18 protein-coding genes are annotated in these 19,535 nt (G+C 56.2%); 12 read left to right on the top strand and 6 right to left on the bottom strand.

The window, feature by feature from the left end; all coding sequences use genetic code 11:
* The first annotated feature begins 269 nt into the window (after positions 1 to 269).
* The 3 genes from ltaE (at position 270) to KTE_RS25315 (ending at position 3,000) form a co-directional block, all read left to right on the top strand.
* Entirely contained in the window at positions 270 to 1,346 is a 1,077-nt protein-coding gene (ltaE, locus tag KTE_RS25305) for a low-specificity L-threonine aldolase (RefSeq protein WP_201385886.1), read from the top strand.
* Positions 1,347 to 1,436: 90 nt separating this feature from the next.
* Positions 1,437 to 1,811 carry a CU044_2847 family protein gene (locus tag KTE_RS25310; RefSeq protein ID WP_201385888.1) on the top strand — a complete coding sequence of 125 codons (375 nt, stop codon included), beginning with the start codon at positions 1,437 to 1,439 and terminating at the stop codon, positions 1,809 to 1,811.
* Between the two features lie 13 nt (positions 1,812 to 1,824).
* A complete protein-coding gene (locus KTE_RS25315) occupies positions 1,825 to 3,000 on the top strand; it encodes a trypsin-like peptidase domain-containing protein (protein WP_201385889.1) in 1,176 nt (391 codons plus the stop codon).
* 69 nt (positions 3,001 to 3,069) lie between these two features.
* Here KTE_RS25315 and nth read toward each other — a convergent pair whose 3' ends face one another.
* The 3 genes from nth to KTE_RS25330 form a co-directional block, all read right to left on the bottom strand.
* The gene (nth, locus tag KTE_RS25320) at positions 3,070 to 3,798 is read right to left on the bottom strand and encodes an endonuclease III (RefSeq protein ID WP_201385890.1); all 729 of its coding nucleotides are present in this window, start codon (positions 3,796 to 3,798) and stop codon (positions 3,070 to 3,072) included.
* A gap of 246 nt (positions 3,799 to 4,044) precedes the next feature.
* Complete coding sequence (locus KTE_RS25325) at positions 4,045 to 4,875, bottom strand: alpha/beta fold hydrolase (protein ID WP_201385891.1); 831 nt, start codon at positions 4,873 to 4,875, stop codon at positions 4,045 to 4,047.
* A gap of 129 nt (positions 4,876 to 5,004) precedes the next feature.
* Positions 5,005 to 8,175, bottom strand: coding sequence for a LuxR C-terminal-related transcriptional regulator (locus KTE_RS25330; RefSeq protein ID WP_201385892.1), 3,171 nt, complete (start codon positions 8,173 to 8,175; stop codon positions 5,005 to 5,007).
* Between the two features lie 260 nt (positions 8,176 to 8,435).
* Between KTE_RS25330 and KTE_RS25335 the strand changes: the two genes are divergently transcribed.
* The 5 genes from KTE_RS25335 (at position 8,436) to KTE_RS25355 (ending at position 12,746) form a co-directional block, all read left to right on the top strand.
* A complete protein-coding gene (locus tag KTE_RS25335) occupies positions 8,436 to 8,966 on the top strand; it encodes an RNA polymerase sigma factor (RefSeq protein WP_201385893.1) in 531 nt (176 codons plus the stop codon).
* Positions 8,967 to 8,981: 15 nt separating this feature from the next.
* The gene (locus KTE_RS25340; protein ID WP_201385894.1) at positions 8,982 to 10,421 is read left to right on the top strand and encodes a L,D-transpeptidase; all 1,440 of its coding nucleotides are present in this window, start codon (positions 8,982 to 8,984) and stop codon (positions 10,419 to 10,421) included.
* A 158-nt stretch (positions 10,422 to 10,579) separates the two neighbouring features.
* The gene (locus KTE_RS25345; RefSeq protein ID WP_201385895.1) at positions 10,580 to 11,209 is read left to right on the top strand and encodes a cyclodeaminase/cyclohydrolase family protein; all 630 of its coding nucleotides are present in this window, start codon (positions 10,580 to 10,582) and stop codon (positions 11,207 to 11,209) included.
* A gap of 1 nt (position 11,210) precedes the next feature.
* Entirely contained in the window at positions 11,211 to 12,077 is an 867-nt protein-coding gene (locus KTE_RS25350; RefSeq protein ID WP_201385896.1) for a bifunctional 5,10-methylenetetrahydrofolate dehydrogenase/5,10-methenyltetrahydrofolate cyclohydrolase, read from the top strand.
* Between the two features lie 213 nt (positions 12,078 to 12,290).
* On the top strand, positions 12,291 to 12,746 hold the full coding sequence (locus KTE_RS25355; protein WP_201385897.1) for a hypothetical protein: 456 nt from the start codon (positions 12,291 to 12,293) through the stop codon (positions 12,744 to 12,746).
* A gap of 65 nt (positions 12,747 to 12,811) precedes the next feature.
* On the opposite strand, the gene KTE_RS25360 is transcribed toward KTE_RS25355, so the two are convergent.
* Positions 12,812 to 13,492, bottom strand: a complete 681-nt coding sequence (locus tag KTE_RS25360; RefSeq protein WP_201385898.1) for a DedA family protein — start codon at positions 13,490 to 13,492, stop codon at positions 12,812 to 12,814.
* Positions 13,493 to 13,721: 229 nt separating this feature from the next.
* On the opposite strand from KTE_RS25360, the gene KTE_RS25365 reads away from it, so the two are divergent.
* Positions 13,722 to 14,228, top strand: coding sequence for an NUDIX domain-containing protein (locus KTE_RS25365; RefSeq protein ID WP_201385899.1), 507 nt, complete (start codon positions 13,722 to 13,724; stop codon positions 14,226 to 14,228).
* Here KTE_RS25365 and KTE_RS25370 read toward each other — a convergent pair.
* Both KTE_RS25370 and KTE_RS25375 read right to left on the bottom strand, forming a co-directional pair.
* On the bottom strand, positions 14,225 to 14,578 hold the full coding sequence (locus KTE_RS25370; RefSeq protein WP_201385900.1) for an antibiotic biosynthesis monooxygenase: 354 nt from the start codon (positions 14,576 to 14,578) through the stop codon (positions 14,225 to 14,227). The two genes, KTE_RS25365 and KTE_RS25370, sit on opposite strands and share 4 nt — an antisense overlap.
* A 90-nt stretch (positions 14,579 to 14,668) precedes the next feature.
* Positions 14,669 to 15,868, bottom strand: coding sequence for a hypothetical protein (locus KTE_RS25375; protein WP_201385902.1), 1,200 nt, complete (start codon positions 15,866 to 15,868; stop codon positions 14,669 to 14,671).
* A 492-nt stretch (positions 15,869 to 16,360) separates the two neighbouring features.
* Between KTE_RS25375 and hemA the strand changes: the two genes are divergently transcribed.
* Genes hemA through KTE_RS25390 form a run of 3 tightly spaced genes read left to right on the top strand, consistent with a single transcriptional unit; the run spans position 16,361 to position 19,485 of the window.
* Complete coding sequence (hemA, locus tag KTE_RS25380) at positions 16,361 to 17,722, top strand: glutamyl-tRNA reductase (RefSeq protein WP_201385904.1); 1,362 nt, start codon at positions 16,361 to 16,363, stop codon at positions 17,720 to 17,722.
* Positions 17,667 to 18,620 (top strand): hydroxymethylbilane synthase, encoded by a 954-nt coding sequence (gene hemC / locus KTE_RS25385; RefSeq protein ID WP_201385906.1) that lies wholly within the window; start codon positions 17,667 to 17,669, stop codon positions 18,618 to 18,620. Before hemA ends, hemC begins: the two co-directional genes overlap by 56 nt.
* Positions 18,613 to 19,485 carry a uroporphyrinogen-III synthase gene (locus KTE_RS25390; RefSeq protein ID WP_201385907.1) on the top strand — a complete coding sequence of 291 codons (873 nt, stop codon included), beginning with the start codon at positions 18,613 to 18,615 and terminating at the stop codon, positions 19,483 to 19,485. The genes hemC and KTE_RS25390 overlap by 8 nt, the downstream gene beginning before the upstream one ends.
* Positions 19,486 to 19,535 lie beyond the last annotated feature (50 nt).

The following is a 19,535-nucleotide window of genomic DNA, read 5'->3' on the forward strand; positions in this document are numbered from 1 at the left end:
GCTTTGATCTTATCTCCTGGTCTCTCTGCTTGTCAAACAAGGTGCTCTCTTTTATACACTCCTCAGCACCTGCGGTGCTTCGCATAATTTTTTCATATGCTGTGGCGTGGTGCTGGGCGACCTCAGGTCGCCCAGCACCACGCCACAGCATATAAATGGGGGTGTGGAGGGGCCAGGTATTAATAGGACCAGTTGTTTTTCAAAGATTGGCGAATCGATATATACTAGGGGATGATGTCATTATCTAGAGTTGGAGGAGCAAGAGAATAATGCTTGTTGATTTGCGTAGTGATACCGTGACCCAGCCGACGCAGGAGATGCGCGAGGCGATGTACCGCGCCGAGGTTGGCGATGATGTATATGATGAAGACCCTACCATTCATCGCCTGCAAGAGCTGGCGGCTGAGATGACGGGGAAAGAGGCGGCGCTTTTCGTGCCAACGGGGACGATGGGCAATGCCATTGCTGTGCTGACGCATGCGGGGCGCGGGCAGGCGGTGATGGTGGGTGATGAGTCGCATATTTATCACTATGAAGCGGGCGGGGCCTCGACCCTGGGTGGCTCGCCCATGTATGTCGTGCCCACGCATACCTCGGGGATGCTGGACCTGGAGCGGGTACGCGATGGGATCGCGGGCCTGGCGGACCCGCATGTCGCGCCCACAGGGCTGATCTGTGTGGAGAATACACATAACCGCTGTGGTGGGACGGTGCTGACCGTTGAGCAGCTTGCGTCGCTTGTGGACCTCGCGCATGCGCACAATATCCCTGTGCATATGGATGGAGCGCGTCTCTTTAACGCCGCTGTAGCCCTGGACCAGCCAGTGCGTGAGCTGGCGCGGCCGGTGGACTCGCTGATGTTCTGCCTCTCCAAGGGGCTGAGCGCGCCTGTGGGATCGCTGCTGGTAGGTAGTAAAGATTTTATTCGGCGCGCGCTTCGCACGCGCAAACTGCTGGGTGGTGGCATGCGCCAGGCTGGCTTTCTGGCCGCTGCGGGCATTGTGGCCCTGGAGCAGATGGTGGAGCGACTGGCGGATGACCACGCGCGCTGTAAGCGCCTGGCGCTGGCCCTGGCCGATATGCCAGAGGTCGAGGTCTCCCCAGAGAAGACGGTGACCAACATGGTCATCTTCCGCCTGCGCGATCAGCAGGGCGCGACGCTAGATGCCACTGAAACCCAGCGCTTTATCCAGGCTGCGCGTGAGCAGGGCGTGTTGATGGGTCAGTCGGGCGCGGGCCGCGTGCGAGCCGTGACGCATTATGGCATCGAAGACGAGCATATTGAGGCGGCCATCCAGGGCATACGCCTGGCTCTGCGTGATAGTAAAATTGCAAAAATTGGCTAAAAGTCATTCTTACTTTTAGGGACCATCAGGGCGTGGGGTATAATAGGGCGTAAAAGTTGCTAGGAACTTGTTCGAGAGGAGTTTGAGGACATGGAAGATGTAACAAGTATGCAGGGAGGCGAGCGGAGCAAGTTAATACCTGTACGCCTGGATGATGAGACGATTATCTATATCGAGGCCATGCCGCTTAACGGAGGTATCCTGGGAGAGGAGCGCTATATCTCCGATCCAGGTCTACCTTCGTTTGAGCAAGTGGTCAAGACCGTGAAGGGCATCTCGCAGGCCCTGGTAAATGTATGGAGCGAGGTAAAGCCAAGCAAGGCCAGCGCCGAATTTGGCCTGGAGGTGGGCTATGAGCCTGGCGCTATCTCGGCACTCCTTGTGAAGGGTTCCGGCAAGGCGAACTTGAAGATTACGCTGGAGTGGGAGCGGCAAGAGCCCGAGAAGGACGCGGGTGATAAGTAGGAAGGCACAATAAATGGCGATGCAACAGGCTCTGCGTAATCTGCTACGCGCATGTACCGTCTCCCTTTCTGTGCAAGGAGGGGGCCGTGGCACAGGCTTTTTCGTCGCACCCGGGCGTATCCTGACCTGTGCGCACGTGGTAGAGGCGGCCCGGCGGCGAGGACTACCGATCTCGGCCTTCAATTGTAAGGGCGAAAGCCTGGGAATGGTCCAGATTGAACGTTATGAGTGTGATGTTATCCAGAATATCCAGGTTCTCAAGGACCGCCAGGCGAGCGAGTTGTATCCCGACCTGGCCTTGCTGCGTATCGAACCGGAGGATCATCCCTGTGTCTTCCTGGATGCGCGCCCTGAGCAGATGCATACCCATGATGAGCTTTATGGTTATGGGTATGATGAACTGCGTTTCAAGGGTGGGGGCGAGGTGACTTTTAAGTTTGAAGGTTTTAGTTGGATTGATGAGCAGCGATACTTATTGAAGCTACGCGAAGGGCAGGCCCAGCCGGGCTTGAGCGGTGCGCCTCTGATACACGTAGGGAGCGGAGGCGTATGTGGGGTGATGCAGCAGAGGCGAGGTACGCAGGGCGAGATCGGCGGCTGGGCCATACCCGCGAGCACCGTTTTAGGGGTGATGCCTGAACTGACGGAGGCGCAACAGCATCAGAATACGCGCTGGCAGCAGGCTCTTAGTGGAGAGCCTCAGGCCAAAGGGAAGCGCCCGGTGCGCATCGTGGATATCTGCTCTAACGCGAAAAGGGACCTGGCGTTGCGCGAAGCGCTTTTGACTCATACAGCACTATTGCGAAAGAACCGCGATTTAGTCTCCTGGCACAACCAGGAGATTGCGCCAGGTCAGGACGTGAGCCAGGAGGTACGCGCCCAGCTTGAGCAGGCAGATATGACGCTTCTACTGCTCAGCCCCAATTTTTTTACCACTGAAATAGATGAACTGGTAGAGCTGGCGATGCAGCGCGCCAATCCGCCATTAGTGCGTGTGATTCCCATTTTACTGCGGCCCGTGGATGACTGGAAGCGGGAGAAGTTTGGTGGCTTGCAGTATCTACCACGCGAACTCACGGATCGTGGCGAACACAAATGCATCAATAGCGCATCTAATGACTTGGTATTGATGCAGGTTGCACGCGAGCTGCGCCAGGTCGCGGAGGCGATCCAGGCCACGTTTGGATAAAAAATCTTCTAGGCAAAAGAAACTGGGGAACCAGTCCTGCCTGGTTCCCCAGTTTCTTTTGCCTAGAACTTATTTTGTGGGGAGCATTGTTTCTTCTGGGTTGACGCTGCCCGCGTAGGCGCATTCAGAGATCAGCGGACACTGTGGACACTTAGGGCGCTGGGCATGGCAGATGGTGCGCCCGTGGCGGATCAGGTTTACATGCAAAGTGTAGGCCCATTCTGGTGGGAGCGCTTTGAGGAAGATGGTATGGGCCTGGTCGGCGCTGACCTTGGGACCGATCAGGCCCAGGCGATGGGTCAGGCGGTGCAGGTGGGTATCAATGGGCATAAGAGGTCGGCCCATATTAAAGAGAAGCACACAGGCCGCGGTCTTGGGTCCCACGCCTGGCATCTGCTGGAGATAGCGCCAGGCTTCCTCCAGTGGCTGCCCTTTGAGTTCATCTTGCAGAAAGGCGGAAAGTGAGCGCGTATCCCCCTTCGCTTGCTGCCACTCACTGAGCGTATGTAGCGCACTTTGAATGCGAGGTGCTTTTACATTCGCAAGGCCGCCACTCTTGATGGCCTCGGCCACCTCGTGGGTGGGTGCGTCGCGAACCTCCTCCCAGGTGGGGAATTTTTCTATTAACTGGCGGTAGGCACGCCCTGAGTTGATGTCAGAGGTGTGTTGTGAGAGAATTGTTCCTATCAGCCCGCCCAGGGGATCATGGTCTGGCTCCCAGGTTGGTTCTCCATAATAGCCAATCAGTAGATCATAAACGCGCTCTAAATGCTCCAGAGCGCCAGGCGTGATACCCATATTCTTACCCCTTCTTCTCTATTTTTTTGACTCACTCTACAGACGAGCGACGGGGCTTTTTGGGTCTATGCCAGGGAAAAATGATTGTTTTGTTGTATCTCCTCGGGAATTCTCGCCACTACGTGGCTCGCCGGGTGAGGGGATGTGGTGCCGGGCTGGCGAAGCCAGCCCGGCACCACATCCCCTCACCCGGCGAAGCGTCACATCCCCTGACTCAGCGAAGCGTCACAGACGTTGAGAGCAGTCCTACAAAAAGTATTCGCTGACTGCCCTGGCGACTTCCTGGGGGCCGGTTTTGTTGAGCCCGAAATGGTCGAGGGCTGGAAATTCCCGCGTTTCAGCGCGCGGGAAGACTGCTGCGAGTCGCTTCATGCTTGCGTCCGCCTGCGGAATATGTCCTTTGCTGCCATACATGAGCAGGACACTCGCGGCTATTTCCCGGTAATTTTCATAGCTGTTGTCCAGGCGTGCTACTTCTTTGTGTTCACGTAGATTTTCCTGGAGGAGGCTCAGGATGGTCTGGAGCTCGTGAGACTTCAGGAAAAGCGGCAGCATGCGTTTCATGAGCCAGGGTGGTGTTTTGCGCGCGGACTCCGGACCCATGGCGAGGGTAAACTCGACAAAGGCATCCAGTTTCTTGTTCTCGGCCAGCTTCTTTTCATAGCCCGGTATCCAGGCTACCGGGATGGACCCATTGATGGAGACACCGGGATCGTAGACGGCTATTCTGGTGAATACCTGGTTGCCGCGGGCGGATTCCAGGGCGACAAGTCCGCCAAAGCTATGGCCGACGAGAAGATGCGCACCGGTCTGGCGTTGCAGCGCGAGTACATCTTCGCACTCTTTTTTAATACTGTAATCGTTGCCCTGTGGTCCGCTCTGGCCGCGCCCACGTCGTTCCATGGTGTGAACGGTGAAGTGCTCGGCCAGAGCACGCGCGAAGGCAGTATAGTCACGGGCCAGCGAGAGCGCGCCAGGCACCACAATCACTGCCGGCCCACTGCCCACGCTCAGGTAGCTAATCGTGGTTCCATCCTGGGAAAGTATTGTGCTGGTAGTCTCTATCGCAGTATTCATGATAATGACTCCTTTGAAGTATCAATTGTCAGATGTGCTTTCGCATCACTGACCAGAGTATAGTGGGCAAAGGAGGAGCCGCGCGCCGCCCGACTGGGTGGTTGGGCGGGTGGTTGTGAGTGGGGATTGTTAGATCAATTTCAGGCGACTGGCGGCCGCGCTAGCTTCGATGCGGCTGTTGACGTCGAGTTTGCGGTAGATGTTTTTGACGTGGCCCTTGACGGTGTTGACGGAGATGATCAGCGCTTCGGCGATTTCGGGGTTGCTACGCCCGGCGGCGAGGAGGGCGAGCACACGCTGTTCCTGTGTGGAGAGTGGTTCGAGCAGCGTGCTGTCCGGGCTGCTAGCCTGGGGAGAGAAGGGGTGAGCGAAGGCGTGGAGGATGCTCTGGGTCCAGGTGCGCAGGGTTTTCTCTGTAAGGGAAGGCAGGAGTTCGCGCAGGAGGGTCGCCACTTCTTCGCCTTCATCAAGGAAGAGGCGTAGAAAGCCCGCGCCGCGCGCCTGTGCGAGGACGAGGGTGAATTGCTGGTTACTCTCTGGCACCTGTTTGAGGGAGGCATGGGCGAGCGCGATGAGGAGCTGAATTTCCAGTATTCTCAACATGTGTTGGCCCTCTTGAGCGTGGCTGAGAAGCTGCATAAGCTGAGGTAGAGCGGTCTCTGCTTTGCCCCGGGCCACGAGCAGGCGCGCCGTGAGCAGGTGGATTGATTGCTGTTGCAGTGGAGTGAACTCCTGTCCAGAGCTGGTGAGCTCGTCAAGCGTGTGTTCTGCGGCCTGGAGAGCACCATCGCGAATCTGTGTGTGTGCTTGCCAGAGGAGGACATCTGGGACGAGTTGACGCGTATGGCTGGCTGCTTGTAGGTGTACGATAAGCGCGGAGAGGGTTGCCTGTGCCTCGGTCTCTTTCCCGCGCACGCGCAGGAGGAGGAGTTGTAAGAGTTCTAGTTGCGTGCGCACGGCTTCCTCTCCCACAGGGAAATCGCCCTGGGAGTGGTGTTGATGAGATGCCTCGCGGGCCAGTTGCTCCGCCCTGTCAAGCTCGTTCCACGCGTAGGCAATGCGCATGAATCCGCACGCAACTTGTATGCGAAAAATATCCTCGCCGGTCTCATTTGGCCAGGGAGGTTCGGCCAATGCTTGCCGGTAATAGGAGTCGGCCTGGCGCAATTCGCCCATTTCGAGAGACACGTCACCCAGCATGCGTCCGATGACGCGGGTGAAGACACGATCCTTGACACGCAGACTGAGGGTATAGCCTGCCAGGAGATGTTGACGGGCACTGGCGAAGGTGCCTGTCTGCATGGCTTCCATGCCCAGCGTGAGCAGGCAGCCGCAGTGCCATTCGATCCACTCCGCTGGCCGCTGCTGGTATGCCTGTTCAGGGCTGGTAGGCAGGAGGAGGAGTGCGGAGCGGGCGTAGGCGACAGCGGTCGTGACAAAGCCATGAATGATGGTAAAGGTCGCGCGAAAGGCGTAGAGAATGCCGACCTGGAGCATGTCTCCCTGCGCGCGCCAGCCCTTTTCCGCCAGTTGGAGCAGGTCTTCGGCTGGCTCGATGCGCCAGACTCCGCCTGGTTGCTTTTCGGTGAAGATGCGCGCCTGGGCGAGGAGGAAGCAGAGGACAGGGTGCGCGGCTAGAAGGTTTTGTGGTAGCTGTTCCAGCCAGCGGCGCATGGTATGGTACTCGTTGGAGTAGGCATGCTCGTTGAGGTGTTCGATCAGTCGCCCGGCTCGCTCGAAGTCTTGCGCGAACAGGGCGGCCTCGATGGCTTCCGCGAGCATAGCATGTTCTTCATACCAGGAGCTGGCCTGTGCCGACAGTTCGCGCAGCGTCCCAGTTCCCAAACGGCGCTCAGCCTCGGCTCGCATGGCCTCGGCGAAGAGGGTGTGATAGCGATACCACTCGCCCGCACTGTCCAGTGCATCGAGAAAGAAGCCATTGCGCGCTACCATCTCCAGCCACTCGGCGCCATCATGTCTGCCTGTCAGCGCATCACACAGCGAGCCGCTCAGACGACCAAGCAGGCTAGTCTGGAGCAAGAAGAGCTGGAGCGGCTCCGGCTGGGCGGCAAGTACTTCGCTCAGGAAAAACTCCTGGATTGGGCGATGAGCGCGCTCAATCGTGGAGTCAGCGCTCATTTGTTTGAGCGCAGCCTCGATTGCCTGGGGCGTTCTCTGGCTTTGCAAGCTCAAGGCCAGCAGGCGCAGACCAGCAGCCCAACCCTCCAGTTGCGTATAGAGCGTGTGCAGGAACTCCTCGGCGAGTGCCTGTTGGAGGAATTGCTGGAGAAAGAGCGCCATTTCCTCCAGGGAGAAACGCAGTTGGGAGGTCTGGATCTCCAGCAGGTCGCCACGCGCGCGCCAGCGCACCAGTGGGAGCGGTGGTAGGCTGCGTGTCAGGATGATGACATGGAGAGAGGCTGGCAGGTTTTCGATGAAAAAGGCCAGCGTTTCGTGGATCTGAGCGTGCTCAATCAGATGATAATCCTCTAAAACCACTACGCCCTCCTGGACAAAGCGGCTCAGATCGTTGAGCAGAAACGCGAGCGCCGCCTGCAATGGCGCCTGCGTGAAAGGTTGTCGGGTACTCTGGGAGAGCTGTTCCAGGGCCGTCTGGCCGATTTGCGCGTCAGAAAGCTGGCAGGCGGCGATCAGCGTCGACCAGAAGCGCAGTGGATCGTTATCACCCGCTTCAAGCGAAAGCCAGGCCACAAACAGAGGAACCTGCGCCTGGCGACGCGTGAGCCAGCGACTGACCAGCGTGGTCTTGCCAAAGCCAACTGGAGCGTGCACGAGGGTTAACTTTTGCTGTCGGCTGCCATCCAACAGCGCCAGCAGAGGATCACGCTCGACCAGTTGGGCTGGTAGGCGCGGAGGCCGTAGCCGTGTCTCCAGCAGCGGGGTGGCCGCCTGATGCAAGCCTTCCCCGCGTGTAGCCAGAGGTTTGGCCCCAGAGGTTTCTTTACTCGCTTTCTTCTCGCTTGCTATCCTTGATGAAAGCGCCTGTGCGATCTCCTGAAGCCGCGCTAGTGTCAGATCCTCCCCTTTGCCCATGTACGCGCGATACAGCTTGCCCTGGTGCTTGCGATACGCCTTCCAGTACCATCCACCGCGCCCGCTGCCAGATCCCTCCTTGCGTGCTGTATAGCTGCCCTCTGGGGCATGAAAAGCAAAGAGCGTCGAGCGCCCTCTTCCCACCCACTCAAACCACGCCGCCGACCCAACTGCGATCTCAAGCGCCTGCTCGCCTTCATGAGTCACAAGGGTGTTTTGCTCAATGGTAGGTGTTGATCGCGTCATGCATCTCTCTCTTATCAACCTTGTTTATTAACTGCTAAACGCAAAGTTCCCTAACAGTATAGCATACTTGTGAGGGAACTTCGTGTTTAGTTGCTGAGCCAGCATAATCTTCCTGCCGATCTTATCGCCCGGCGGCTCCGAAGGGGTCCGGAGGATGGTGTACGAGAGAAAGACCCTAAAAATGATGCTACGTTTTGGCGCTCTCTGCGATGACAATCATAGAGAATATTCTCCCACTTCTATTGTCAAGGATGAGATTCATGCAGATATCACCGGACGCGGGCGTGGGGCAGCGCCATGCCCCGCTCACGCTGTTTGATCGTTATGCCACCCATATTTTTCGCTACATCTATCAGCAGGTAGGGCATCGCCAGGACGCGGAAGACTTGACGCTGGACGTCTTTCTCGCGGCGACGGATAGCGAGGCACAACTCGCGCTGAAAAGTGAGCAGCAGCAACTGGCATGGCTGCAACGCGTGGCACGCAATAAGGTCATTGATCGTTATCGACGCCAGGTACGCACTACCCTTCAGCCGCTAGAAGCGGATGCCGAGATTGCAGACGATGATCTGACGCCAGAACAGTATAGCGAGCGCAACGAAACCTATGAGCGTCTCTTCCAGGCGGTGGCACGTTTGCCACAGGCGCAGCAGGAAATTATTCACCTGCGCTTCGTTGAGGGTCTGCGTTGCACCCAGATCGCGCAGATTCTTGATAAGTCTGATGCCTTCGTGCGTACGACCATTAGTAGAGCTTTGAAGCGCTTGCGCACCTATTATGGACATCGATAAGGGGGACAGGGAAGTATGTCGGACTATAATCATTACCAGCCAGACCAGACAGAATCCGAGCAGGATCCACGCAACGAGGCGGTTATTCTCGCTCTCCATGAGAGCGTGGCCTGGCGCGAGCGGCAGACGCAAGAACTTTCAGACGCCGAGATTGAGCGGTCTATCGCGAGCGTACGTAGTCGTTTCCAGGCGAGGCTTGCCCAGCGCGAGCAACCACACTTGCGTTTGGTGCCAAATAGCTCTCGTGCCTTGTCAGACTACACGCCACAACCGCGCCGGAGGATCAAACTGACGCGCTATATAGCTATCGCGGCCGTCATTGTCCTGCTCATTGGCAGCAGCCTTGCGATAAGCAACATGTTCCAGACGGGAAGAAGTAGCATCTCTAGCACGCAGCAGACGACCGCTACGCCATGGCCAACCCCAACGCTGACGGCGGCTCCAATACAATCCCCCAGAGAACAGGCCCAGGCGCTTGTACAGCAATTGGACAAGGAGACGCGCATGTGGGGGCAGGCGCATCCCTATCTGAATCCCACTGATGGGAAGACCTACCAGCTCGACTACAGCTACCAGGCGCTGGTAACACGGCTTCAGGCCCTTGAGAAGATCGCCAAATCGGACGCAGACTACACCTATATTGCGACCCTAACCCAGCAGGAGCTTGAGCTACACCATGCATTTGAGCAGACCGCGCAAAGCAAGCCCTCGTTGAACCAGCCTACTGCAAGTGAACTGCACCTGCTTTCCAGTCTCAAGCTAAACAACAAAACGGTCATCGTTGTCTCGCTTGCCATGCAGAGCGCGCGTGTGTATACCAATGGTTCGCTTGCACGCTCGTTTCATATCGCCTCGAGTTTTACCCGACTGCCAACCATGCCTGGTCACTTCCAGGTTGACTACACGTTCGAACAGGGCACATTAGCATCCGATGCATTGCCACCAGGCCAGGGGCATATCGAGGTATCCTATGAACTGTTTTACAAAACCATCAAGCAGGCTGAGCATCCAGGGGCGTATTATAGGTCGTTCATCTACTGCAACCCACAGCGTTCGGTCTTTGGCCCGAACGCGCAACTGCCCCATATCGAGGGCGCACATACCGCTGATGGCAGCATCACCAGCGGGATTGAGGCCCCAGGGAGGACGCACAATGGCTCTATAACTCTTTGCAAAAAGGGAGCGATATCATCGTCTATTAGGGTGTGTTTCTGCGATTGCTCACATTTGCTTGATCAGACCAAAAACTATCGTGAACGCCCTCTCTGGAGACAGAGAGGGCGTTGCTTTGTATATCGAACTGTTGTGTGCGCATTATATACTCGCTGCCGGAGAAGGCTTGATGCCACTAGCACATCACTCTTAACTGGTGGGTATCCTGTGTTGGTATCATGGAGGAAGAGGGGGTATAAATTCCCTTATCGACGTACCTCCTATTTTGTGTGCGCTGGGTAGTACTGCTGGATAGAGGCGTATGGTGGCGAACTGGAGAGCCTGACAGTGGTCATGCGTCCTCGACGGCTTGCGGAACGCGATGCTAGAATGGAAGGTGGAAATTTCCAAGTCCAGCGAGTGTTGAATAAGATATTATATTACCTATGAGGGTAGAACATATGTATTTAGACAAGACACTACAGCAATATTTAGATGACCTGGCCTCCGCGCAGCCTACGCCAGGTGGCGGTTCCGCCTCGGCGCTGACCGGAGCGATGGGCGCGAGCCTCGCGTGTATGGTGGCGCGGCTCACGGTTGGCAAGGCCGACTATACAGTGGTCCAGCAGGAGATTGGTGACCTGATCGAACAGGGCGAGAGCCTGCGCGCCCGCTTCCAGGAGTTGATGCGCCTGGACATCGAGGCCTATGGCAAGCTTTCAAGCTGCTTTAAGATGCCGCGTGAGACCAGCGAAGAGAAAGAGGCGCGCAAACAGGCCGTACAGGGTGCGCTTGTCGAGGCGGCCCTGGTGCCTCTTGAGATGGTCGAGCGCGCGCTTGAGCTTGTGCGCTGTTGCAAGCGCGTCGCCGAGATCGGCAACAAAAATGTGCTCAGTGACATCGCCACCGCGACGTCGCTGGCCCTTGCCGCAGGGAACGGGGCGGCCTGGATGGTCAATGTCAACATTACCTCCCTGAAGGATGCAGACAAGGCTCAGGAGTTGCAGGGACGGCTGGATGGCGCGCTGGGACAGATTACTGAGGAGGCGTTAGGAGTTAATCGCGCAATTGAGGAGAGAGGTGCGAAGTAGCATGACGGCAACTATACTTGATGGAAAGAAACTGAGCGCGGAGATTAAAACTGAACTGAAAGAGGAGGTGCAGCGCTTTCAGCAGACCTATCAGCGTGCGCCGGGCCTGGTAGTGGTACGCGTGGAGGGTGACGCAGCATCGGGCGTTTATACCAAGGCTATCCTGCGTATCGCCAAAGAATTGGGCGTTGATGCGCGCCTGGAAGCGCTTCCCGCAGAGACAACGACCGAGGAGTTGCGTGATGCACTTTTGCACCTGAATGGTGATCCCGCAGTGCATGGGGTAATCGTCCAGATGCCACTGCCAGAGCATCTCTCCCAGCGCCTGGTAGCTGAGACGCTTGCGGCTGAGAAGGATATCGATGGTATTAGCCTCCAGAGCGCTGGCAACCTGGCGCTGGGCTTCCCCAGCTTGTATCCCTCGACCGCCGCGGCGGTGGTGGAGATTCTTGAGCGCACTCAGACGCCCATTGAGGGGAAGCGCGTAGTCATACTGGGGCGCAGCAATGTTGTTGGCAAGCCGCTGGCTCTGATGCTCTTGCAGCGCAATGCGACCGTGACGATCTGTCATTCGCGCACGCAGAATTTGAGTGAAGTGATGCGTGAAAGTGATATCCTGATTGCGGCTGTTGGACGTCCTACCATGGTAAAGGCAGAGATGGTTCGGCCTGGAGCAACGGTCATTGACGTTGGCACCAACGCGCGTCCAGAGGGCGGAATTGTGGGTGATGTAGACTATGACTCGGTGAGCGAGGTGGCTGGCGCGCTGACTCCAGTACCTGGAGGGGTCGGACCATTGACCAATGTGATACTGATGAAGCAGTGCATCGAGGCGGCCTGGCGACAGGAACGTGAGCGAGCGCGCTAAGCCAGCTTTCGTATATGAGGATCGTACCTTTACGCTGAGTTCCCCCTCATGTGGTAGGAGGGCCTTGCAAGGCGGCAAGTCCCTCCTGCCTTTTTGTTTTTTTGAATTTCGTAAACCGTATCATACGGCTTCTAGGGCGCGTTCTTTGTAACCTTGAGCTTTTTTCTACGTAGAGAAGGATAAATATAATTTCTTATATTTGTAGGAGAAGGCATGCAAGACAAGAAGTTGGCAAGCGCATCTAAAGCTATTCTAATCTTGACCCTCTGTTTTGGTATATTCTGTACACTCTGTTCTACTTTGTGTTCATTGAGCAATGCCTATCAGCTCCCATTTGAGTGGTTAGCAGGAAGTGCAGATGATTTTCGACATGGCTATCTTGACTTCAATGGGGAGGGGATGATACCTCTCTTCCTTGGCTCTTTCCTGGTTGGTATTATGAGCTTACTTGCTTTTGCCTTTGCTTTTTTTGCTTATCGACGCAAGGAAGCAGGCAAGAAGCTGATGACGTGGGCGATGCTTCTCTTTAGTATAGCGGTTCTTATGATTATAGGCTCATTCATGCTTCATACGTACTCTTCGTGTTATGAGAACCCTGAAGGAAGCGATGATACTGTATATTGCCGGTATGCGTTGCCCGGGAGTCAACCCTTCACGCCAACTCCGTAGGGCAGACGAGTAGTAGATAGCCAGGAAGTTCCCGCAACCTCCCTTTGCATAGCTTTTATGTTTCTCTAGAGCGCATGTGAGGGGTTGCGGTTTTCGTTCTTTGTGGACTCTTCCTGCTGGCGAGTGCGGCGCAGGCGCAAGAAGAGTAGTGTACCAAGTACCAGGACGATGACAGCGCCCAGGCCACCCCAGCCAATCAGCTTCACCACCTGTTCTACCTGGTCAAAATGGTCCTGGAAGAAGATCCCGCCAAGGTAGCCCAGGCTCCCGATCAGGAGCGCCCAGGTGATGCCGCCAAGCGCGTTGTAGAACATAAACGTGCGCCAAGGCATCTGGTTCATCCCGGCCAGGAACGCTGCCCAGATGCGTAGGAGGGTAATGAAGCGTCCAAAGAAGACGGTTTTTGCGCCATGTCGCGCAAAGAAGCGCTCGGCATGTTCCAGGTGGCTGGTCTTTAAGAAAAAGTATTTGCCGAAACGCTCGACAAAGCGGCGTCCTCCTGTACGGCCAATAAAGAATCCAATGTTATCACCAATAATCGCGCCTATGGCTGCGCAGAGCATAATAAGAGGCAGTTGGAGTTGGTGGCTGGTCGCCGCATAAAAGGAGGCGAGCAGGACCATGCTTTCACCAGGTAGGGGAAGGCCAGCGCTCTCCAGCAGGATCAAAAGCGTTACCGCTGGATAACCCAGGAAATCAAGTAAGCTCTGAAGTGTATGTAGAGAGAAAAGCGTTGTAAAATCCATTATAATGGCCCCTTCCAGGTTGTTTACATAATAGCATGTCGTCACAGTGAGGGCTGAAGGTGAACATTTACTAGCTCAGCCTTTGTTTGCTTTGAAGATGTAAGTTCTATACATTTGTTGTTAGTATACAAAGATAGAGCCTGAAAAGGATCACAAACCTGTTGCGTACCTGTCGCAAATATGTCGCAAGAAGAAAGCAGGTGCAGGCGGGTTACGAGGGAGACGAGCGATGGATACCGTTTTGGTCAGACTATGGAATTTGCTGAAAATAGGGACGTTGCAGTGGTATCTCCTCTGGTTTATGCATCACAAATATATTGTTGGCACCTCAGCTGTGATTTTTAATGAACAGGGGCAGATCTTGTTGTTGCGCCACCGTTTCTGGCGAGAGGGGTCCTGGGGCTTGCCAGGAGGTTACGCCGAACACGGCGAGTCACTTGAGGAGACGGTCTGCCGAGAGGTGCGCGAGGAGACGGGATATGAAGTGGAGATCGAGCGTGTCTTGCGCCTGGTAAGCGGCTATAAGTTGCGCCTTGAAGTGAGCTTCGTGGGGCGCCTGGTAGGAGGCGAGCGCAGGCTAGATGCGCGAGAGATCATCGAGGCGCGTTTCTTTGCCCCTGATGACCTACCCGCAGGCTTGATACGTTCGCATCAGCACTTGATCTCAATGGCGCTCGCGGGCGAAGGGAGCGAGCGGAGCGTCGTCTCCCTTCATCCAACCTTTCCCAGGCGTTAGATGCCTGATGCGTGTGGCGTGTGTTCCTCGACGTGGTCGATGTAGGCGACCTTGTAGAGGGTGGGCTCGGCCCTGGTGGCGATGTGCATGGCCTGTTGCATATGCTCGCGAGCCTTGGGATTGCGGAGCATGGCTTCAAATTCGGCCTGGCTGCGCCATTGCGCATAGTTGGTGACTTTTGTACCATCCAGGCTTTTGTGAATGTTCGCTGATATATAGCCAGGCTGCTTGTTGATAATGGTGGCCGTGATATGAGCTAGAAAATCAACAAGCTCCTGCTGGCGCTTTGGTTCGACCGTGAAGACATTGATCAAGGTTACCAGTTGTTGCTCTGTGCGAATGGTTGTCATGGGCTACTTCCTTTCCATTGCCATTGTCGTGAAGTTCTTAGCTTCAGTATGTGCTCCCTGTGTGACAGCCGTATGTCAGTAGCTCAATTTTTACTTCGCTTTGTCCTGTACTGGTGTGTGCCTTTGCGAGGAGCGAGCGGCGCGTAGGCGCATAATACTCTCGCGCAGGGAGAGGGGCGAGAGGACTTTTGCCTGGCCACGGGGAACATCCAGGGCGGGCGCGGCCTCTGCTCGTTGGCGCTCAAGCCAACTCCGTCGCCATTTCTCTGTGGCCTCGCTGGCGGCCTTCAGGCTAAACGAAGGTTGTTGCTCAAGGTCTGGCACGGCTATGACCGCCGTGGGCAGGTCCGCGATAGAGAGATCCATGCTTGCAGGAGTCGGCGGATATGTCTCTGGCATGTGGGGCAGGAGAGATGCCTGTGTAAATGGCTGAGGCGTCTCGGGAAGCTGAGGGAAGGCCATCCTTTGCTTGTAGACGCTAGCCTGAATGCTGCCTGGGAAGGAAAGTGCGTCGAGCACACTCTCGTCTGCTTGATTGATTGCTGCATCTGGCATGGCGGGCTGGGAAAAGAGTGGGTCTGATCTCTCTCCTGTGTCCAGCAGGAAGGCCATTGGCGCCTGTTGGTGAGAGATGAGTCTTGCCCCCTCTTCTGGCGGTGCTGAAGGGAGAGGGGCAAAGCTGGCTCCCTGATCCAGGCTGTTGTTCGTGAAGGCCGTGTCGATAGGTTGAAAGGGAAGCATATCATATGCTTGCAGATGTGCAGGTGCGGATGTAGCGACGTTGAGCTCGGCCTCATGATTTGTCCCAAATACATATGAGTTGGGTTCTGGTAGGGGAGAGAGGGGCGAATGCGGATTTATCGAGGAAGGAGGAAGCTCATCGTGATATGCGCTTGTTGGAATGTGCCACTGGATGCCTGAGGGCGGAGGCGTATTGCTACGTACGGGCGCGAGTTGTTCTAAGAGTGAGGCCAGGGTCTGCGCTTCCGGCGTTGAGTGAAGATCCATGGGTTGCGCCGTGGGTTCAGCCGGAACCGGCGTATCAACGGGATGAGGGCTGGCGGGCGCCGGAGACAGCTCTGGTAGCGGTCGGCTGGGATGGGGGTGGAAGCCACACGCCCGGCATGTGGCATCATCGGCTGGAAGCTCGGCGCCGCACCTGGGGCAAGGGAAGACAAAGTGTTCTGCCTGTTGTTTGGAGAGTTGGAAACTCATGCGACGAAACGTCCCACTGCGTCCACCAAACTTACCACCCGGTGTTGTCTGCTGTTGTGTTTTCTCTTCAAACATAAATACAAAAGCCTACTTGTGCGCTAAAAACACACTAAAAACTAAACAACAAAATAAATATACAAAGAGGCAAAAATGTCTCTTTCTGCATTTTTTAACGAATTTAAAGAACATTGTCAATAAATGTCAGTGGTAATGGGTCGACTTTCCTAGTCTCTGCCAGGCAAATAGGCTTGCTTGTATGGTTACTCGTTATATAGTGTGCAAGTTTGGGATTTGACCTTTCGCGCCTGTGGCGCTTGCTTTGGGTGCTACTGTGGTGCTGGTGGGCAGCCGCGGGCTGCCCACCAGCACCACAGGATCAACTGACCTCTTCCACTCTCTCTAGCAAGAGGCTTCACGTGCTTGATGGGGGTCACGTCGATGGCGCCCACCTGAGAAAAAATAAGGGATTTTACCGATAGGAGATAGTGCTAATAGGACTTGACGATTTTCTGAAATTCGCTAAAATCTACATAGACACTTAAATTTTTTGAGATTTTTGAGGTTTGCATGGATATTGTTGTTGTTGGTGCCGATCACACGACAGCACCTATCGCGTTGCGCGAGCGTCTTTCATGCTCCGCGCGCCAGGTTCCTCAGGTCCTGAGTGCGGCGCGCCAGATTTCACAAGAGAGTGTGCTGATTTCAACCTGTAACCGCATTGAGCTTTACGCTGTATGTGAGGATAAAAAGCAAGGAATTGCCGACTTATTGCGTGTATTAAGTGAGTCGCGGGAGGTGGCAGGCGAGGAGCTCCTCGAGCACTGCTACACTTTCACCGGCCAGGAAGCCGTAAACCACCTCTTTAGCGTGGCTTGTGGTCTTCGCGCTCTCGTTCCCGGTGAACCTCAGATTCAAGGGCAGGTCGTAGACGCGCTGGAGATTGCGCAGGGGGCGGGTCTGAGTGGCCCCATCCTCTCGGCGCTTTTTCGTGCCGCAATCACGACCGGGAAACGCGCGCGCAATGAGACAGGTATCAGCCGCAGCGCCGCCTCTCTTAGCCATGTTGCCGTGCAGCTAGCACGCCATCTCTTTCCCAGGCTTGAGGAGGCGGCTGTTTTATTGGTTGGCTCGGGCCAGATGAGTGAACTGGCGGCGCGCAATCTCTATGACAACGGGGCGCATAATTTGACGATTGTCAATCGCACCTATGAGCATGCCACGGAACTGGTCGAGGCGATAGGTGCGAAACATCGTACCTTTGCTGAGCTGCTCCCCGCGCTGGTAGATGCCGATGTAGTAATTAGTTCTACCAAAGCTCCCCGCGCTCTCATGACTCTGGATATGATGCAGCAGGTCATGGTCAGGCGTGATGGCCGCCCGCTCTTGCTAGTTGATATCGCGCTTCCTCGCGATGTCGAACCCGGAGTCGTCGACCTGCCTGGCGTACATCTTTATAATATAGATGATTTGCAGTCTGAGGTGGACAGAGGTATTCATTTGCGCTGGCAAGAGGCCGAGCACGTACGCACAATTATCGCACAAGAGGTCGAGGCCTTTGAACGCTGGCTCTCCTCATTGAGCGTAGTTGGCACGATCAGCGACCTGCGTAAGCAGGTCGAACTGCTGCGCCAGCAGGAACTTGCTCGTACACTCCGCCAACTCTCCGCCTCGCTCTCGGAGCGAGAGGTGGCGGCTATTCAAGAATTAACCCATCGCCTTGTCAATAAAGTTTTGCATACACCTACATTACGTTTGAAGGACGCGGCAGCGGCTGGGCAGGGGCATGTCTACGCCGAAGCTACGCGTTATCTCTTTGCCTTGGAAGATGAGAATGAAACGAATCACGATAGGAACACGGGCCAGCAAGCTCGCCATGATACAGACGCAGTGGATCATCGAGCGGATACATCAGCAGTGGCCAGACCATGAAATCGCGATTGAGCAGATTCGCACCACGGGCGACCGCGTGACGAGTGTGCCGCTCTCGCGCATTGGTGGCGATGGTGTCTTTGTCACTGAGATTGAGAGCGCGCTTCAGGAGCGGCGTATCGATATCGCGGTGCATAGCCTGAAGGATCTGCCAACCGCGCAGCCAGAGGGACTCTGTGTGCTTACGCCGGGACCACGCGAGGATGTGCGCGATGTGCTTGTCTCAAAGGGTGACCTACATATTTCGGCGCGGGGTGCACTGGAAGGGATAACGCCTGGGCGCGCTCCCCGCATTGGTACCTGTAGTTTGCGTCGTACCGCGCAGATTCGTCATCTCTGCCCCAACGCGGAGATCCTCTCGCTGCGTGGGAACGTTGATACACGCCTGCGTAAGCTTGAGGCGGGCGAGTATGACGCTATTATCCTGGCGGCGGCGGGACTACATCGCCTGGACCTGCAAGCCACGCTAGAGGGGAAGCTCAGTTATTTCCCGGTTGCGCAGATGCTGCCCGCGCCAGGGCAGGGCGCGCTGGGCCTGGAGATTCGCGACGAGCCAGCTTTCCGTGAGCTACTGGCACCTTTGCAGGATCAGAACGTCCAGGCCGCAACGAGCGCCGAGCGCATGTTTATGCGTCGCCTGGGTGCGGGGTGTTATCTCCCGGTCGCGGCCCATGCCCATATCATTGATGAACGCCTGGTGTTGCGTGGACTGGTAACGAGCCTGGATGGACAGCGGCGGATTCTCGTGCAGCAGGAGACGGGTTGGAACGCATATGCCTTCCTGGAGAATGCCGAGCGTCTAGGCATCGAACTGGCTGAGATCGCGCTGGCGCAGGGCGCGCACGATATTATCGCGGAGCTTGATGGGAGTCGTGTGCAGGAGCAACAACATGTCTGAGATGCAGGCAGCTACTCAATCTCTACAGGGCCAGCGTATTCTGGTTACGCGTACACGCGAACAGGCGTCAGCCTTTAGCGAGCGGCTGCGTGCCCTGGGAGCGCTGCCTATTGAGTTTCCCACCATTCGTATTGAGCCACCCCAGGACTGGAGCCAGCTCGATGCCGCGCTACACCGCCTGTATGCTGCTGAGCAGTCCCTGGCCTATGATTGGCTGATCCTGACCAGTGCGAATGGTGTCTCCATCTGTATGCAACGCCTGCGCGCCCTGAGCCTGGAACCTGCGCGCTTACGTGAGGTCTCGCCCGGGCTACACATTGCCACCATTGGACCGGCGACAGCCGCGACCTTGCAGGATTATGGCCTGCATGCGGACCTCGTGCCAGACGAATATGTGGCCGAGGGCGTCATTACGGCTATGCACGAGTGGGCGCGACAAAAGGAGCTCTCTCTACAGGGTCAGCGTATCCTGCTGGCGCGGGCCGCCGAGGCGCGTAAAGTGCTGGTGGTCGAATTGAAGCAGGCAGGCGCGCAGGTAGATGAGGTGTCGGCCTATTATACCAGGCCGGTCGCGAGTGATGATGAGCAGGGACGCGAGATTCTGCGTCGCCTACAGCGTCATGAACTGGACGTCCTGACCTTTACCAGCTCCTCGACGGTGCGCAACTTTGCGTCCTGGCTCAATTCATGCGCGCAGGGTGCAGGCCTGGACGCTACAGAACTGCTCGCGGGCGTGCGCATCGCCAGCATCGGCCCCATCACATCCCAGACCGCACGCGACCTGGGTCTGCACGTCGACATCGAGGCCCAGGCCTTTACGATTGATGGCCTGGTAGAGGCTATCAATCACGCTGTGAGTGCCTAAACTAGAGTAAATTATATTTTCGCGTTTTACTGAAATAATTCATGATAGAG

This window comes from Ktedonobacter sp. SOSP1-85 (genome assembly GCF_016587415.1).
In the GTDB taxonomy this organism is placed as follows: Bacteria; Chloroflexota; Ktedonobacteria; order Ktedonobacterales; family Ktedonobacteraceae; genus Ktedonobacter.

Coding starts and splice junctions, on each gene's coding strand:
- KTE_RS25325 (WP_201385891.1), bottom strand. CDS start 4,875: ATGAATACTGCGATAGAGACTACCAGCACAATACTTTCCCAGGATGGA.
- KTE_RS25360 (WP_201385898.1), bottom strand. CDS start 13,492: ATGGATTTTACAACGCTTTTCTCTCTACATACACTTCAGAGCTTACTT.
- KTE_RS25350 (WP_201385896.1), top strand. CDS start 11,211: ATGACGGCAACTATACTTGATGGAAAGAAACTGAGCGCGGAGATTAAA.
- KTE_RS25310 (WP_201385888.1), top strand. CDS start 1,437: ATGGAAGATGTAACAAGTATGCAGGGAGGCGAGCGGAGCAAGTTAATA.
- KTE_RS25370 (WP_201385900.1), bottom strand. CDS start 14,578: ATGACAACCATTCGCACAGAGCAACAACTGGTAACCTTGATCAATGTC.
- KTE_RS25365 (WP_201385899.1), top strand. CDS start 13,722: ATGGATACCGTTTTGGTCAGACTATGGAATTTGCTGAAAATAGGGACG.
- KTE_RS25315 (WP_201385889.1), top strand. CDS start 1,825: ATGGCGATGCAACAGGCTCTGCGTAATCTGCTACGCGCATGTACCGTC.
- KTE_RS25355 (WP_201385897.1), top strand. CDS start 12,291: ATGCAAGACAAGAAGTTGGCAAGCGCATCTAAAGCTATTCTAATCTTG.
- hemC (WP_201385906.1), top strand. CDS start 17,667: ATGATACAGACGCAGTGGATCATCGAGCGGATACATCAGCAGTGGCCA.
- KTE_RS25335 (WP_201385893.1), top strand. CDS start 8,436: ATGCAGATATCACCGGACGCGGGCGTGGGGCAGCGCCATGCCCCGCTC.
- ltaE (WP_201385886.1), top strand. CDS start 270: ATGCTTGTTGATTTGCGTAGTGATACCGTGACCCAGCCGACGCAGGAG.
- KTE_RS25375 (WP_201385902.1), bottom strand. CDS start 15,868: ATGTTTGAAGAGAAAACACAACAGCAGACAACACCGGGTGGTAAGTTT.
- KTE_RS25390 (WP_201385907.1), top strand. CDS start 18,613: ATGTCTGAGATGCAGGCAGCTACTCAATCTCTACAGGGCCAGCGTATT.
- KTE_RS25330 (WP_201385892.1), bottom strand. CDS start 8,175: ATGACGCGATCAACACCTACCATTGAGCAAAACACCCTTGTGACTCAT.
- hemA (WP_201385904.1), top strand. CDS start 16,361: ATGGATATTGTTGTTGTTGGTGCCGATCACACGACAGCACCTATCGCG.
- KTE_RS25345 (WP_201385895.1), top strand. CDS start 10,580: ATGTATTTAGACAAGACACTACAGCAATATTTAGATGACCTGGCCTCC.
- nth (WP_201385890.1), bottom strand. CDS start 3,798: ATGGGTATCACGCCTGGCGCTCTGGAGCATTTAGAGCGCGTTTATGAT.
- KTE_RS25340 (WP_201385894.1), top strand. CDS start 8,982: ATGTCGGACTATAATCATTACCAGCCAGACCAGACAGAATCCGAGCAG.